This window comes from Paenibacillus sp. FSL L8-0340, from assembly GCF_038593145.1.
In the GTDB taxonomy this organism is placed as follows: Bacteria; Bacillota; Bacilli; order Paenibacillales; family Paenibacillaceae; genus Paenibacillus_AQ.
Genome location: NZ_CP151967.1, coordinates 4,245,869 through 4,261,606, shown reverse-complemented (window position 1 = coordinate 4,261,606; position 15,738 = coordinate 4,245,869). Strand labels below are relative to the sequence as shown.

14 protein-coding genes and 1 pseudogene are annotated in these 15,738 nt (G+C 47.9%); 13 read left to right on the top strand and 2 right to left on the bottom strand.

Annotated elements, in window-relative coordinates; all coding sequences use genetic code 11:
* Positions 1 to 83: 83 nt before the first annotated feature.
* From NST07_RS19085 to NST07_RS19030, 12 genes are all read left to right on the top strand, one after another.
* Positions 84 to 863, top strand: a complete 780-nt coding sequence (locus NST07_RS19085; protein WP_341093805.1) for a class I SAM-dependent methyltransferase — start codon at positions 84 to 86, stop codon at positions 861 to 863.
* Complete coding sequence (gene miaA / locus NST07_RS19080) at positions 853 to 1,833, top strand: tRNA (adenosine(37)-N6)-dimethylallyltransferase MiaA (RefSeq protein ID WP_341093803.1); 981 nt, start codon at positions 853 to 855, stop codon at positions 1,831 to 1,833. Before NST07_RS19085 ends, miaA begins: the two co-directional genes overlap by 11 nt.
* Before the next feature lie 19 nt (positions 1,834 to 1,852).
* Complete coding sequence (gene hfq / locus NST07_RS19075) at positions 1,853 to 2,092, top strand: RNA chaperone Hfq (protein WP_019910673.1); 240 nt, start codon at positions 1,853 to 1,855, stop codon at positions 2,090 to 2,092.
* A 141-nt stretch (positions 2,093 to 2,233) separates the two neighbouring features.
* Positions 2,234 to 4,885 carry a PBP1A family penicillin-binding protein gene (locus tag NST07_RS19070; protein ID WP_342479944.1) on the top strand — a complete coding sequence of 884 codons (2,652 nt, stop codon included), beginning with the start codon at positions 2,234 to 2,236 and terminating at the stop codon, positions 4,883 to 4,885.
* 201 nt (positions 4,886 to 5,086) lie between these two features.
* The gene (locus NST07_RS19065; protein WP_038593019.1) at positions 5,087 to 5,641 is read left to right on the top strand and encodes a DUF402 domain-containing protein; all 555 of its coding nucleotides are present in this window, start codon (positions 5,087 to 5,089) and stop codon (positions 5,639 to 5,641) included.
* A 3-nt stretch (positions 5,642 to 5,644) separates the two neighbouring features.
* Positions 5,645 to 6,301 (top strand): YdcF family protein, encoded by a 657-nt coding sequence (locus tag NST07_RS19060; RefSeq protein WP_341093798.1) that lies wholly within the window; start codon positions 5,645 to 5,647, stop codon positions 6,299 to 6,301.
* Between the two features lie 101 nt (positions 6,302 to 6,402).
* Entirely contained in the window at positions 6,403 to 7,374 is a 972-nt protein-coding gene (locus NST07_RS19055) for an AAA family ATPase (protein ID WP_341093797.1), read from the top strand.
* 63 nt (positions 7,375 to 7,437) lie between these two features.
* Positions 7,438 to 8,724, top strand: a complete 1,287-nt coding sequence (gene hflX, locus NST07_RS19050; RefSeq protein WP_341093796.1) for a GTPase HflX — start codon at positions 7,438 to 7,440, stop codon at positions 8,722 to 8,724.
* 155 nt (positions 8,725 to 8,879) lie between these two features.
* Complete coding sequence (locus tag NST07_RS19045; RefSeq protein ID WP_341093794.1) at positions 8,880 to 10,133, top strand: methionine gamma-lyase family protein; 1,254 nt, start codon at positions 8,880 to 8,882, stop codon at positions 10,131 to 10,133.
* Between the two features lie 83 nt (positions 10,134 to 10,216).
* The gene (locus NST07_RS19040) at positions 10,217 to 10,627 is read left to right on the top strand and encodes a MerR family transcriptional regulator (protein ID WP_036656080.1); all 411 of its coding nucleotides are present in this window, start codon (positions 10,217 to 10,219) and stop codon (positions 10,625 to 10,627) included.
* A 30-nt stretch (positions 10,628 to 10,657) separates the two neighbouring features.
* Positions 10,658 to 11,986 carry a type I glutamate--ammonia ligase gene (gene glnA, locus NST07_RS19035; RefSeq protein WP_038593006.1) on the top strand — a complete coding sequence of 443 codons (1,329 nt, stop codon included), beginning with the start codon at positions 10,658 to 10,660 and terminating at the stop codon, positions 11,984 to 11,986.
* A 443-nt stretch (positions 11,987 to 12,429) separates the two neighbouring features.
* The gene (locus NST07_RS19030) at positions 12,430 to 12,597 is read left to right on the top strand and encodes a hypothetical protein (protein ID WP_341093792.1); all 168 of its coding nucleotides are present in this window, start codon (positions 12,430 to 12,432) and stop codon (positions 12,595 to 12,597) included.
* Between the two features lie 69 nt (positions 12,598 to 12,666).
* Here the strand turns inward: NST07_RS19030 and NST07_RS19025 are convergent, their stop codons facing one another.
* Entirely contained in the window at positions 12,667 to 12,825 is a 159-nt protein-coding gene (locus NST07_RS19025; RefSeq protein WP_341093790.1) for a hypothetical protein, read from the bottom strand.
* A gap of 104 nt (positions 12,826 to 12,929) precedes the next feature.
* The gene (locus NST07_RS19020) at positions 12,930 to 13,646 is read right to left on the bottom strand and encodes a sensor domain-containing protein (protein WP_341093788.1); all 717 of its coding nucleotides are present in this window, start codon (positions 13,644 to 13,646) and stop codon (positions 12,930 to 12,932) included.
* Positions 13,647 to 15,072: 1,426 nt separating this feature from the next.
* On the opposite strand from NST07_RS19020, the pseudogene NST07_RS19015 reads away from it, so the two are divergent.
* Positions 15,073 to 15,574, top strand: a pseudogene (locus NST07_RS19015) (hypothetical protein).
* The last annotated feature ends 164 nt before the right edge of the window (positions 15,575 to 15,738 follow it).

Here is a 15,738-nt window from a genome sequence, read left to right as displayed (position 1 = left end):
AGCCAGCTCACTTACAGCTCTTGATCTGCAATCTCTGTTCATTTCTATTTTAACGCTCTAATGCGTACCAGATCGGAGGCATCATGATTATAACAACGGGCTTTGACCCGATACCGGAAATTGAGCTGCGGGCTAAGCAGCTTGCCGGGCGCACGGGCGCACCTTATGTGCTTAGGGCTAGGTTCTCCATGCCAAAGCTGGCGGAACGTTACGGGGACGAGGAGATTCTGGTAGTTCTGCAGGAGGCGGTACGGCTGATCTCGCCGGGTCTGCCACCGATGGAGTTTCATCCCAGTATGGGCTTTGTCCGGGCGAAACGCATCCTGAAGGGCGAATCTGATCCCATGCTGGAAGCTGCCGGAATGCTGCCGGGAGACAGCGTGCTGGATTGTACGGCGGGGCTTGGCAGCGATTCTCTGCTGTTTGCCGTCCACGGCGGAGAAGATTCCGTGGTGACTGCGCTGGAAAGCTCCTTGCCGCTGTATGCGCTGCTGCTTGAAGGCATGAGCCAGTACATTTCCGGCCAGCAGAAAGTAAACGAAGCGCTGCGCCGCATCCAGGTTGTGCACAGCGAACATCTGGGGTACCTGCGGGAACAGCCGGACAATAGTGTCGATATCGTCTACTTCGACCCGATGTTCCGGGTTCCCTTAACGGATTCTGCGGCGATATCCCCCTTGCGCCGTTTCGCTAACACAGCGGCCTTGACCGGGGAGAGTGTCGCTGAGGCAGTCAGAGTAGCACGCAAGGCTGTCCTGCTCAAAGAGAAGGCCTTAAGCGGTGAATTCTCACGGCTGGGCTTTACCGAACAGCTGCGCAGCAGCTCCAAAACATCGTACGGGGTGATACACATTGACAACTGAGACTAAACCTAAGGTTCTGGTACTGCTGGGGCCGACTGCAGTCGGCAAAACAAGGCTAAGCCTGGAGCTCGCGGAGACATACAGTGCAGAGATCATCTCCGGTGATTCCATGCAGGTCTACCGCGGAATGGATATCGGCACAGCCAAGATCACACCAGCGGAGATGAAGGGGATTCCGCATCATTTAATTGATATCCATGATCCGCAAGAAGCCTATTCCGCCGCAGAATTTCAGGTGCAGGGCGTCCGGCTGATCGAGGAGATCAGCGCCAGGGGCAAGCTTCCTTTTATTGTGGGTGGAACGGGACTGTATATTGAATCCCTGTGTTACGGTTTCCGCTTCTCTGAGGCCGTGGCGGATGAGGCGTTCCGCAGCGAGCAGGACGCCTTTGCCGAGGAGCATGGAGCAGAAGCCCTGCACGCCAGACTGGCGGCTGTAGACCCTTCCAGCGCTTCCAGATTGCATCCGAATGACCGCCGCAGAATCATCCGTGCACTGGAAATTCATCACCAGACAAAGGTTACGCTTTCGGCGTCCCATGAGGCTCAGAAGAAGGAGTCTCCATATGAGTTATGCCTCATAGGTTTGACAATGGACCGGAAAATACTATATAAACGTATTGAAGACCGAATCGATCAGATGCTGGCGGAAGGTCTCGTCGCCGAGGTGAAAGGACTGCTGGATCACGGCTACAGCAGAACTCTTGTGTCCATGCAGGGATTGGGCTACAAGGAAATTGCCGCTTATCTCGCGGGAGAAACGACGCTGGACGAGGCTGTGACACTGCTGAAACGCGATACCCGCCGATTCGCCAAACGACAATTGTCATGGTTTCGCCACATGAAGGAAATCCAGTGGATCGACGATTTCAATGAGCAAAACTTTTCAGAGAATTTTGCAAAAATACGTGCTATAATAGCAGGAAAGTTTCTCTCAGGTCTTGAATATACTTCTGAACAATCTAATTGAACCATTGGGGGTACGTCATATGAACAAGTCCATTAACATCCAAGATACGTTCTTGAACCAGCTGCGTAAAGAGAATATCCCTGCTACAGTATATTTGACCAACGGCTTTCAAATCCGGGGAATCATCAAAGCATTTGACAATTTTACAATTGTCATCGACAGTGACGGACGCCAGCAAATGGTGTACAAGCATGCCATTTCCACCTTCACGCCACAGCGCAGCGTATCGCTGATGCAGGACAGCGGAAGCGAAGAATAACATTTTTTACAACCTTGTAGTGAAACCTTTTTGTTTATAAAGCGTTTGAATAGAGAGTGCGAGAGAGCAACCTGTGAAGGTTGTTCTTTTCATTCGTGTATACAATTTCAAGATGTTTCCGAAAGGGAGTCAGGAGGCAGCATGTCTAGAGACGATTTTTCCAGGACGAACCGCAATAGAGACAGGGGCACCACCCCTGCGAGTCCCAAAGGGAAGCCTAAGAAAAAGAAGAAGTTTCTAACCAAGAAACGCGTACTGTGGAGTTTATTTTTTGCAACGGCGCTGGCGATTTTTTGTGCGCTTGGCGGTTACCTGTTTATTATGCTGAACGGGCAGAAACTGCTGAATGAGAACGAGGATAAATTAAGCGTGAACCCGCCGACACAGATTTTTGACCGCAATGCAAATTTGATCGGTGAACTGTCACTGGAAAAAAGTGATCCGGTAGAGTATGAAGATATTCCGAAACAGCTGATCGAGGCTTTTGTTGCTACAGAAGACAAACGTTTTTTTGAACACAAGGGTGTGGATTTATGGTCGATCGGCCGAGCAGCCGTCAAGGATATCGCTGCACGCAGCATGGTGGAAGGCGGCAGTACGATCACCCAGCAGCTTGCGAAGAATATCTTTCTGACACGTGATAAGACATTTTTCCGCAAAGCGACTGAGGTTTCCATTGCTGTAGCGCTTGAGAATGAGAAGACCAAAAATGAGATTATTACGTTATACCTGAACCGGATTAACTTTGGTGGCACAATCTACGGCATCAAGGCAGCATCTATCCGTTATTTTGGTCAAAGCAATCTTAACGAACTTAAGTTGTGGCAAATCGCCACATTGGCTGCTATGCCGAAGGGGCCGTCCCGTTACAATCCGCTGCGCAATCCGGATTTGTCCAAGGAACGCCGCGGTGTAGTGCTCCAGCTGATGTATGAACAGGGGAAAATTACTGAACAGGAGCGGGCTGAAGCCGCAGCGGTCAATTACAACTACAAACCGCCCGAAAGCAAACAGCGTTATCAGGCCTTTATTGATTATGCTATAGACGAGGCGGAAGATAAGTTTGGATTAACCGAAGATGATCTCAACATCGGCGGATACAAAATTTATACAACGATGGATAAAAACGCCCAGCAGACGGTAGAAGATGCATTTGCCGACAGCGACAATTTCGAAAAAAGTGTGGATGAGGAGCTGGTACAGGGTTCGATGACCATCATCAACCAGGAGAATGGCAGCATCGTTGCGCTGATGGGCGGACGGAATTATGAGAAGAAGGGCTACAGCCGTGTTAATGGCAGCCGTCGTTCTCCGGGCTCTTCCTTCAAACCCTTGGTTTCTTACGCTCCTGCTCTGGAGTCGGGGAAATTCTCAAGCTCCTCAATGCTCAGCAATGAAAAGCAGTGCTTCGGCAAATACTGTCCGAGAAACCTGCATGGCTACTCATCAACGATCAGCATGAGTCAGGCGATAACGAAGTCGGAGAACATCCCGGCGGTCTGGCTGCTGAATGAGATTGGTGTGGATACCGGCTTCCAGTTTGCGAAGAAGCTGGGGATCAGCCTCAGCGATGAAGACAAGAACCTGTCACTCGCCCTCGGCGGGATGAGCAAAGGAACCAATACGCTGGAAATGGCTCAGGCTTACAGTGCTTTTGCCAGCGGCGGTGAACTGCGTGAGGCGTATTCGATTAAATCGATTGCCAACAGTGACGGGGACACGGTCTATAAGGCCAATACAAAGCCTGAGCGGGTGATGAGTAAGGATACAGCTTACCAAATGACCCAAATGATGCAGGAAGTTGTACAGGACGGTACAGGTAAAAAAGCGAAAATCAACCGTCCGGTTGCCGGCAAGACCGGTACTACCCAGAGCGGGTACGACGGGATCAAATCCAACCGTGACGTGTGGTTTGTCGGTTATACACCGGAATGGACCGCAGCAGTGTGGATGGGTTATGACAAGCCGAGCAAGACACATCTGCTCAAGAACAGCAGTCCGCTTGCAGCGGCCTTCTGGGGTAAAGTTATGGAGAAGGCTCTGGAGGGGATTCCGGAAAAATCTTTCCCTAAACCGGAAGGTGCGAGTGCGCCCGAACCAACGGCTACTCCGGAAACGGTACAGCCTGTCACGGGTCTATCCGCTGAATATGATCCTTCAACATTGACTGTGAACCTTGGCTGGGAAGCGGCTCAGGTTGCAGGAGTGGAATACCGGATTTACCGCCGGGAAACCTCGGAGACGGAATTCACTTCACTTCTCAGTACAAAGTCTCTCACAATGGGTGATATTAGTGCCATGCCTGGACTGACTTACGAATATTATGTAACAGCTTATTATCCCGAACTGGATGTGGAGAGCGAGCCATCGGGCATCGTTACCGTAATGGTTCAGGATGAACTGCAGACACCGGAACCGGAAGCAACGCCTGATCCGAATCTTCCGACAGATGATCAAGGCAACGGACAGGGTAACGGAAACGGCGAAGGCAACGGCAATCCCGGTGGAAACAATGGGAATGGCAACGGCGATGGTAACGGGAATGGAAATGGCAATGGGAACGGCAATGGGAACGGCAATGGCAATGGCAATGGCAATGGAGGTGGCAACGGTAACGGGGGTGGAGTTGTAACCCCGCCGGAAGCAACGGCTACTCCGCTTCCACCAACCCCGCTGCCAACTATTACACCTGTTGAAACCTCCGGTTCAGGAAATGCTGGTACGGATAACAGTACTGAGGCGGGAACAGTTCCGGAGAACGGATTTTCAAATGAGGGTCAATCTCCTCAATAACATCCAAAGGACTATCCTTTACCCCTCCAAGATGGGGAAGGATAGTCCTTTTTTTTGAATGGACCTTTAAATATTTCCTTTAATCCAGAAGCAGTAACCTTTGATTACGTTACCGGCAGTTCTGTTTTTTTACGGGATGTTTTGAGTGTGTCTCTTAAATGTGTTAAGCTGAAGACACCATTTCTTGAGAGGGTAATTCATATGAAACGTAAATTCGGAGACCGGGCCAACTGGCGCCGGATTACGCGCCGACATTTCGCCTGCCGCTATGTGGAAACCCGGGAATTCAGCGGTTATATCACTCTTTATACGATTTACGGGCTGAAGGAACCACTGTGGAAGAGCTATGGAAGGCATACATACCGCATAGCGGACAAAGGGTATTCTTGGCTGCAATATTTTCCCAAGGATAGCCACTATATTGTGACGGCTATGTTCGACGAACGACAGAATATCGTACAATGGTACATTGACACCTGCAAAGTTCAAGGCGTCACGGATCAAGGCGTTCCATGGTTTGATGATTTGTACCTGGACGTTGTGGTGCTTTGGAACGGAGAGGTGTTTTTGCTGGATGAGGATGAGCTTGAGGAAGCGCTAGAAAGGGAAGACATTACGGACAGCGACTATAATTTGGCCTGGGCAACAGCCAAGAGCATTCTACGCAGTATTGACGCACATGCCTTTCCTTATTTCTCTCTCTCACTGAAGCATCGTGCCGAATTATTCCATCACGGAGAATTCAGGAGGAAATAAAAAATGGAATGGTACGTTTACCAAAGAGGTTCATCCCCAATACGCAAAGTGTCCAGAAAACGCCGCTCCCGGCGTAAGCGCAACCTGCTTATTGCAGGTATAACGATTGTGGCAGCAGGCCTCCTATGGTGTGCGGTTGTGTTTAATAACATTAACAGTGCAGCTACAACATCGCCTATGGCGAAAGCGGATGCAGGTATTATTCTCGGCATGTCCATGTGGGGGGATAAGCCAAGCCCGGGCCTAAAGGAGCGGCTGGATTGCGGGCTAAAGCTCTACCGGGAGGGAATGTTCAGCACCTTTATTGTTTCGGGGGGGCTGGATGATCCAGACTACAAATTTACTGAAGGTCAAGGAATGCGGAATTATCTGGTGGAGCAAGGTGTGCCGGAAGAAGATATTCTTATGGAGAACAAGTCTACCAGCACGTACGAGAATCTGCTGTTCAGCCAGGAAATCATGAAGCGTGAGGGGATGACGTCTTCGGTTATTATTACGCATAATTTTCATGGACGGCGGGCGCAGGAAATTGCCAGAGAATTGGGCTATGCTGCACCTGAGCTGGGGCTTACAGAGTCAGAGGTAATGTCGATGGCCAAGTATAAATCCCGTGAAATCCTGGCCTACACCAAATGGAAGCTGCAGCAGTTATTTCTGTAAATCATTTGCTAAGTATAAAAATCCTGAAACTGCTAATAAGACCTCATGTACCGGAATAGACTTACTTAGAGCAGTCAGCCCTGGATAATGAGGTGAATAAGGTGAACGGACGCGTAGCGGCAGCAAGCGGGCGGGAGGAAGGCAGACCGTCAAGGCAAATCAATATTGTGCTGCGGAATCAAGATCCCCCTCCGATGAGCAGTGCGGTGATCGACAGCAGCAGTGGAACCGCGCTCCCCAAAAATCACGGCCATAGCGGACTGTTCCAGGAGTTAAGCCGGGAACTTGATGGTCTTGTTGGCTTGGATAATATCAAGGAGCTTGTATTTGAGATATATGCGCTTCTGCAGATCACCCAGATGCGCAGCGAGGCAGGGCTTGCCAGTGGCGGCCAGGCTTACCATATGGTCTTCAAGGGCAATCCCGGAACCGGTAAAACGACGGTAGCGAGAATTGTCGCTAAGCTGTTCCAGCGAATGGGTGTATTAAGCAAGGGGCATCTGATCGAGGTAGAGAGAGCAGATCTCGTCGGCGAATATATTGGACATACCGCCCAGAAGACACGTGACCTGGTGAAAAAGGCGCTCGGAGGCATCCTATTTATTGATGAAGCCTACAGTCTTGCCCGCGGCGGGGATAAGGATTTTGGAAAAGAAGCCATTGATACGCTGGTAAAATCCATGGAGGATCACCGCAGCCAGTTTGTGCTGATCCTGGCCGGGTATTCCGGCGAGATCGATTATTTTCTGATGAGCAATCCGGGGCTGCCTTCAAGATTTCCTATACAGGTTGAATTTCCCGACTATACAATTGATCAGCTGCTGCAGATTGCCGAACTTATGGCCAAAGAGCGCGATTATATTTTGATGCCGCAGGCGATACTCAAGTTAAAGCAGCATTTGCTGGTGGAGAAGACGGAAAGCCTTCATGCCTTTAGCAATGCGCGCTTTGTGCGCAATTCGATTGAGAAAGCCGTGCGTGCACAAGCAGTACGTTTGCTGAACCAGTACGAGAGCAACAGCCCCGGCAAGCAGGAGCTGATGACACTGCGGACTGAAGATTTTAAGCTGTAAAACAAAATACGATTAACGGATGATATACCTCAGTGGGGTATGGAGATAAGGAGCATTGAATGCATGGCGACAACACATGATACACAAACAGATATCCAGGACCGGGCAATATTAGTCAGTTTGGTGACGGACAAAATTAAGCGCACCGGCATCGACCCGGAGCTTTCCCTGCAGGAATTGGTGCAGCTGGCAGAGACAGCCGGTGTCGAAGTGCTGGACGTGCTGCGCCAGAACAAGGAAACTCCTGATTCCAAATGGTTCATCGGCAAGGGGAAGGTAGAAGAGCTGCGGATGGCTGCAGATGGTTTCGGTGCGAATACGGCAATCTTTGACCAGGAGCTGTCCGGAGCGCAGGTGCGCAATCTGGAGGAAGCTCTGGATCTGAAAATTATCGACCGCACCCAGCTGATCCTGGATATCTTTGCCGGACGGGCGAAGACGCGGGAAGGTATTATTCAGGTAGAGCTGGCACAGCTCTCCTATCTGCTGCCGCGCCTCTCCGGGCAGGGCAAGAACCTGTCCAGGCTCGGCGGCGGTATCGGTACAAGAGGACCAGGGGAAAGCAAGCTGGAGACGGACCGCCGGCACATCCGCAACCGGATTGATGAACTGAAACGCCAGCTCGACGAAGTGGTGAAGACCCGTGAGCTGCATCGTGAACGCCGCCGCAAGAGCGGTGCCGTACAGGTGGCCCTTGTCGGATACACAAATGCTGGCAAATCGACACTGTTGAAGCAGCTTACGGATGCGGATGTATATATTGAGAATCAGCTATTCGCCACACTTGACCCGACTTCACGTGTACTGCAGCTCCCTTCAGGCAAAGAGGTTGTGTTAACAGATACGGTTGGATTCATACAGAATCTGCCGCATGATCTGGTGGCATCCTTCCGTGCCACTCTGGAGGAAGTGAATGAAGCGAATCTGGTGCTGCATGTAGTCGACGCCTCTTCTCCAATGCGTGAGGAACAAATGGAGGTTGTCCAAGCGATTCTCACGGATCTGGGAGCTGCCGGAAAGCCGCAAATTACATTGTTCAACAAAAGCGATATCTGTCAGCCGGAACAGCTGGAAATGCTTCCTGCGGGCCCGGGATATTTAAAGATCAGCGCTTTTAACCCTCAGGATCTAACCCTGATCCGGGAGATCATCGAAGATTCGCTGGCAGGGGATACTCTGACCTTCCGGATTCCGGGTGACCGTGGCGACCTGTCTTCATTGCTCTACCGTGTAGGAGAGGTGCTCGAGCAGCAGTACGAGGAGAATGATGTGCTCTACAATGTCCGCTTAAACAAAGAGGATTATGAGAAATGGGGCTACAAGTTAACGGAGTTCGTAGTGCAGGAATAAACCATCATTTTGAGCAAGTCTCAAATAAATTAAGGAATGCATTGAGTGTCCCCACAAAGCATGGATATCTCCTTCTGTTTTCGAAGCCGAATCCTACTGTGTGGGGCTAATTCTTGATGTTAAGTAAATGTAATGTAAGGGGAGAACAAGGGGAAATGGCTGTTTTTGCAGAGGATATTTTACATGCGGCGGAGGCTGCAGAACTTGAAATTGAAAGTGCGGTAAAAAAGCTCGACCGGATAGTGGATCACAATCAATGGAAGGTTATTGAGGCGTTCCAGCGGCAGCAGGTGAGCGATTTTCATTTTGCCGGTTCTACCGGCTATGCCTATAATGACCGGGGCCGTGAAGTACTGGATCTTGTATATGCTGAGGTATTTGGTGCGGAGGCAGCGCTGGTTCGGCCTCATTTTGCTTCTGGTACGCATACCATCTCTACGGCGCTTTTTGGCGTCCTGCGTCCAGGAGACGAATTGCTGTACATCACAGGACGCCCATACGATACGTTGCATAAAGTAGTTGGCAAGCCCGGTGACGGGACAGGCTCTTTGGCCGATTTTGGTATCGGCTACCGTGAGACCGCTTTAACTGCCGAGGGGAAAGTGGATTGGGACGAAGTAGCACTTACTATAAATGACCATACAAAAGTTATCGGAATCCAAAGATCGCGGGGCTATGATTGGCGTTCTTCCTTTACGGTCGCTGAAATCGGCGATATGGTAACAAAAGTGAAAACGTTGAAACCGGATGTCATTGTATTCGTAGACAACTGTTATGGAGAATTTACGGAAGAGCTTGAGCCTCCCCAGGTGGGAGCCGACCTCGTCGCAGGTTCACTGATCAAGAATCCGGGTGGGGGAATCGCTGAGACAGGCGGATATATTTGCGGACGCAGCGATCTTGTTGAGCTGGCGGCCTACAGGCTCACAGCACCGGGGATAGGCGGAGAAGTGGGCGCGATGCTGGGAACAACACGCGGACTCTACCAAGGGCTCTTTATGGCTCCACACACGGTGGGGCAAGCGCTCAAAGGGAGTATCTTTGCAGCTGCTGTCTTTCAGCGCTGCGGGTTTACGACCAAACCAGCCTGGGATGAACCGCGTACGGACCTGATCCAGGCGGTTGCTTTTGACGGGCCGGAGCATCTGATTGCCTTTGTGCAGGGGATTCAACGTGCTGCAGCCGTTGACAGCCATGTTGTGCCTGAGCCTTGGGATATGCCCGGTTATGAACATCCTGTCATTATGGCGGCAGGAACGTTTATTCAGGGTGGCAGCTTGGAGTTATCTGCGGATGCGCCGATCCGGGCGCCCTATATTGGCTATATGCAAGGCGGATTAACCTATTCTCATGTGAAGTACGGTGTGTTGATGGCACTGCAAAGTATGCGGGATAGAAATCTTCTGTAAGAAAAACTCACACACCATTGACACGCGAAACCAGGAAATGTACAATGAGATGAGAAAAAGATCATTGGAAGGTTGGATGAGTCATGGGTGATGAAATCCGCAGAAATATGGCACTATTTCCTATAGGTATTGTAATGAAGCTAACCGATTTATCTGCCAGACAAATTCGTTATTATGAGCAGCACAGTCTGATAGTGCCCGCTCGTACCTCCGGCAATCAGCGTTTGTTCTCATTTAATGATGTGGAACGCCTGTTGGAAATCAAAGCATTAATCGAGAAGGGTGTTAACATTGCCGGCATCAAGCAGGTGATGAACCCAGTCACGAAGGAATCCGAAGAAGCTACGGTTATTACCCCTGATACAGAGGTTAGACGTAGAGAGTTGTCCGATTCACAGCTTCATCGTTTGCTGAAGCAGGAACTGGTTTCCGGTAAAAGACCGGGACAAGTCTCTCTTATTCAAGGCGAACTTTCCCGGTTTTTTAATAAATAACATAAAGAGACATGAAAGGGAGAGGGTATAGTGAGCTTTTCTAAAGAGGATATTATGCGCATCGCCAAGGAAGAAAACGTCCGTTTTATTCGCCTGCAATTTACCGACTTGCTCGGAACGATCAAAAATGTAGAGATTCCTGTTAGCCAGCTCGAAAAGGCGCTCGACAATAAAATGATGTTCGATGGATCCTCCATTGAAGGTTATGTACGGATTGAAGAATCCGACATGTATCTCTATCCTGACCTCAGCACATGGGTAATCTTCCCTTGGGTGACGGACAGCCGGGTTGCCCGTCTGATTTGTGATGTGTACATGCCTGACGGAACACCGTTTGCCGGAGACCCGCGTGGTATTCTGAAGCGTTGTCTGGAAGAAGCCGAAGAAATGGGTTATACCGCGATGAACGTTGGACCTGAACCTGAGTTTTTCCTCTTCAAAACTGATGAGAGAGGGAACCCGACTACGGAATTGAATGACCAAGGCGGATATTTCGATTTGGCGCCGATGGATCTTGGAGAGAACTGCCGCCGCGAAATCGTTTTGACTCTTGAAGAGATGGGCTTTGAAATTGAAGCTTCCCACCATGAAGTTGCTTCCGGCCAGCATGAAATTGACTTCAAATATGCTGATGCCATCAAAGCTGCTGACCAAATTCAAACCTTTAAGCTTGTCGTGAAGACGGTAGCCCGCCAGCACGGCCTGCATGCTACTTTTATGCCTAAACCACTTTTTGGAATGAACGGATCCGGTATGCACGCTCACCAATCCCTGTTCAAAGGCAAAGAGAATGTGTTCTACGATGAGAGCGACACACTTGGCCTGAGCAAGACAGCCCGTTACTACATGGCAGGTATTCTGAAGCATGCCCGTGCGTTTGCTGCAATCACGAACCCGACAGTGAACTCTTACAAACGTCTGGTTCCCGGTTATGAAGCCCCTTGCTACGTAGCATGGTCCGCCAGCAACCGCAGCCCGATGATCCGTATCCCTGCTTCCAGAGGGCTGAGCACTCGCATCGAGGTCCGCAATCCGGATCCGGCAGCTAACCCTTACCTTGCACTTGCTGTAATGTTGAAGGCAGGTCTTGACGGCATCAAGCGCCAACTGGATCTTCCGGCTCCAATCGACCGTAACATCTATGTGATGTCCGAAGAAGAGCGGATTGAAGAAGGCATCCCTAGCCTGCCATCCGATCTGAAGGAAGCGCTGAACGAAATGATTCGCAGCCATGTCATCACCGAAGCCCTCGGCGAACATGCACTGGCTCACTTCTACGAGCTGAAAGAAATCGAGTGGGATATCTACCGCACCCAGGTTCACGAGTGGGAAAGAGATCAGTACATGACTCTTTACTAGAATACAGCAGCCCTTGACGCGTAAGCGTTGGGGGCTTTTCTTTGTGTGGGAAGGAAGGGCGATTTGTCTTCGAGGAGATGGGTTACCACAAACTCACCACAAATAGATGCGGGCATAAAGAAGTTATTTGCACATCATTTCAGCCCCGGAATAGGGGGTGATCCAAGATTAAAGTAGCTCGACAGCAGGCAGGAAGCACATAAAACATTCTGGAAGCCCGAAAAGCAGATTAAGGAGAAAAAAGACCTATAGTAGTCTGGGATCAAATAAACCGAAGGCCAAAAGGAAATTCCAGATTGGAAGAAGGATCTCCTTGCTCATCACAAAATCAAATCCAACTAAAGCAAACAGAGGGGAATTTACTGGAGATATCGTAAAAGCAGCTATTGACGATCAAAAGGCAGTTCCAGTATTGTAAGAAAGATCTTTTGCGACGACTCATCATGTTTTGGTTCGCGGAAGAGGTTGACGTGGAGTTCTCAGTAACGCTTGTGAAGAGCTTCCCCGGAAACAAGCAATCCTACAACAGAAAGAACACGAGAAACAAGAACGCCAGAGTCAGATTAAGCCAGTTGTTGACCTACTCAGCACGGCTGCTGGCCGGAGCCTAAAGGCTAAGGAGTTGCGCTTGCTTCAATCATTTGAAGATAAGGATATTGCTGTATTTGCCACTCTTATGTCTACGTATTTGGAAGATCACTGGAAGGCATTGTTGCCGTGTCGGATTTGCTCACCGCCAGCCATAGAGAGATGGCAGAGGCGGCATATAACACGCTTAGTAGTGTTAAAGAGTAGATCAGTGTCGCAGTAGACGCAAACTGTGAAACTGCCTTCGCCATTCGGGACTTTAATGCAAGAGATAGCGCTAATACTGGGCGCACTAAAAAAATGAGCTGTCCCAGACAGCCATTTCATGGCTTAGGGACAACCCTCTTCATTACTATTAATACTGCTGTACTTCCTCGTAGGGTACAAGCAGCATTCTACGCTGTACATCCATAAGCAACCGAATCGCCCAAGATGCGATCACGGCAACGACCAATCCAGCTACAACATAAGAAATATACTGTTGAGGTAATGTCCAGTGGATATTAAACAAAGCAAACACACTATTCTCAAGAATGTTCAAATCCATCGTTTGCAGAAAAATCTGATGAAGCACAGGTAGTGTAATCAGACTCAATGCAGTCGCTACCATCGCTACCGTAAGTGAAAAGAAGACAATACTGGAAACGAACCGCCCCATAATCAACATGATGTTACGTGCAAAATCCGCACCATGAAAACCCAATTTTATTCGTTGAAGGAAGCTTGCTACCTCCTTCTGCATATCTGATCTGTGTTCCTCGGTCGATCTAGGAATATCCAGCAATGATCTTACTAGCTCTTGTTCAAAATTTACGATGTAATCTAATCCCTTAGCTACTGCAAAAAACAAGGGAATGCCGATGAAAATTGGTGTTAATCCAATGGATAACGCTAGCCCTGTCACCATAAACACGAAATAGACAATCGTGATCGGCAATGATATTAAGAAATACAAAATACTCCGATATGTCTTGGGACTTCCTCCACGTTTGCGAGGTTTAGATTGTGATTCTACAGGAACTTGTATGGAATCCAGCACTCCAATCGGCCTAGTATACACTTTATCATTCATTTTCCCTGTCCTTCCTCTCACGTTTTTCAATTACTTTCATTATACGTGGTGAAGAGAAGGCTCAAAACAGTCTTGGGAATGGAGTTGTACCAGACCTAAGGCTAGGATTTGTTTCTCCGAGCAGCAGGAAATATAAGTCCAAATATCCAAGGCAGCATGAATCCAATAATGTTATGACTAAAGCACTTATAACAAATCTGATTGCGTTGAGGTTAATGCAAAGTGCGAAGATACATGACATAAGGGGATAGAGTAGGTTACAGCCCTTCTCTGCCTCCAAGGGAGGATAAGTAAGATGGACGTTCTACTTGACAAGGTAGTTAAAACACGGAAGCCTCATAAATGTTTCGGATGCAACGAAGTTATTCCTGAAAAAACGGAAGGCGTTAGGTTTGCAACTATGGCAAATGAAGGCAGTGTTTATTCCACTTATACGTATGCGATGTAAAGAATGGATAAAAAACAACCACGGATATTCCAAGAGGGCGAATATTACAGAGGAGATATCAAAGACACCTAAGTTTACGAGAGGGAAAGAGATCAGTACATGACTCATTACTGAAATAAAGGAGCCCTTAACGCGTAATTATTGAGGTTTTTTTGTTTGAGGGAAAATTTTATCCATGAGTGAAAAAAGGTCTATCGTATAGATTTTGTATAATTAGGTTTAAGGGGCTGTCATAGCCCATTAATTAAAGTCTAAGTGCTTACTCTGAGTAGGTAAAGGCATTAAACTCTCGATTCCTATCCGAATCCCATCTGCTGTGCAAAAAAAGGAATAGGGTATAAATTAATTCATTTGACGGTACGAAGGTCGTATTTGATTCAAAAATTACCGGACTATTTATTAACTCCAATTAAACCAGCCAAATTTATACCCGGCAATAAAAAATAAAATGATCCATTCCCACAACATCAACAGACGAAAGGTACGAGGGATAATTAAATACTCGGTGTACAGTTTATTTAGTATTTTCAAGGTAATTCCCCCTTTGTTTTCATAATAACACACAGAGGGGGTTAACCGCCCAATCCCCTTTATCAGTGATTCATTTTTTCTTACTCTGCTTTAGAATCAAGGGTGCAGCAGCTATGATGATTATTATCATAATGGATAACCACGTACTAGTAGTCAAGCAAACACCTCCATACTCCAAATACTACTATCTTAAGATTATGTAACATGTGCTTTATTTTATAAGAAGAGGCATGATTGGTATGAGCGGGCAACCGAAATACTGCGCGTGGAGCAAACGCATTTGATCTCCTTTGTAGAGATGCATGTCTGGACCATACTACGAATATTTATTATTGAAGTAACCAACAGGGGAATCTAATAAGTTTCAGTACGGTCTTTTTATTGACCGAAAATATATGTCTCATGATACGTCTGCCATCTGAAATATTATTCACGGAGATGACAAACATGCATGGAGACACAAGACTGCCTAGAAACGCAAAAGAAGGTATATTATTTTTATTGATTATTTCAATTCTTTCAGTAAATACTATTGCTCCTATTATTGTGGGGTTGGAACTTGGTTTCAGTAAGGAAGTGTATATAGATACACTAAAGATTATTCCATTCATGTGGATAATCGTAGTTTTATTGGTAAGATTACTTGCAGGACCAGTGGTTGGGAAAGTAATGCCAAAATTCATGGGACAAACCGACGGATTTAACGCCAGGGTTCTATTGAATACTTTATTGAATGTCACAGTGTTATCTATTTTATTATCGGATTATCGGTACATGGGTTGGGACCAAACAAATAAGCCTAGAACCGTTTAAAAACTTCCTTCACATCTGGCCAAGAAACTTTGGGATAGCTTTTTGGATTGAACTGTTGGTTGCGCAGCCAATAGCAAGATTTGCAATGAAAACATTACATGCAAGTCAAGAGCGTAAAACAGAAAGTAATGCGTAATTAGCTGGAATGTTGAAAATGAATAAAGAAAATTAGGGAACGTCCTTGGTGGACGTTCTTTTTTTGCACATTTGGACCATGCTGTGCAGAAGCTACTCGTATTAGACGATTATTCTTAGGAGAAGTATGCTGCAAATGTACCGGGGGATTGTTATGAGATTTAT

Bases quoted from the DNA above. Each gene is read 5' to 3' on its own strand.
- NST07_RS19045 (WP_341093794.1), top strand. From the start codon at position 8,880: ATGGCTGTTTTTGCAGAGGATATTTTACATGCGGCGGAGGCTGCAGAA.
- NST07_RS19070 (WP_342479944.1), top strand. From the start codon at position 2,234: ATGTCTAGAGACGATTTTTCCAGGACGAACCGCAATAGAGACAGGGGC.
- NST07_RS19060 (WP_341093798.1), top strand. From the start codon at position 5,645: ATGGAATGGTACGTTTACCAAAGAGGTTCATCCCCAATACGCAAAGTG.
- hflX (WP_341093796.1), top strand. From the start codon at position 7,438: ATGGCGACAACACATGATACACAAACAGATATCCAGGACCGGGCAATA.
- NST07_RS19085 (WP_341093805.1), top strand. From the start codon at position 84: ATGATTATAACAACGGGCTTTGACCCGATACCGGAAATTGAGCTGCGG.
- NST07_RS19020 (WP_341093788.1), bottom strand. From the start codon at position 13,646: ATGAATGATAAAGTGTATACTAGGCCGATTGGAGTGCTGGATTCCATA.
- NST07_RS19030 (WP_341093792.1), top strand. From the start codon at position 12,430: ATGTTTTGGTTCGCGGAAGAGGTTGACGTGGAGTTCTCAGTAACGCTT.
- NST07_RS19065 (WP_038593019.1), top strand. From the start codon at position 5,087: ATGAAACGTAAATTCGGAGACCGGGCCAACTGGCGCCGGATTACGCGC.
- NST07_RS19025 (WP_341093790.1), bottom strand. From the start codon at position 12,825: ATGGCGAAGGCAGTTTCACAGTTTGCGTCTACTGCGACACTGATCTAC.
- hfq (WP_019910673.1), top strand. From the start codon at position 1,853: ATGAACAAGTCCATTAACATCCAAGATACGTTCTTGAACCAGCTGCGT.
- NST07_RS19040 (WP_036656080.1), top strand. From the start codon at position 10,217: ATGGGTGATGAAATCCGCAGAAATATGGCACTATTTCCTATAGGTATT.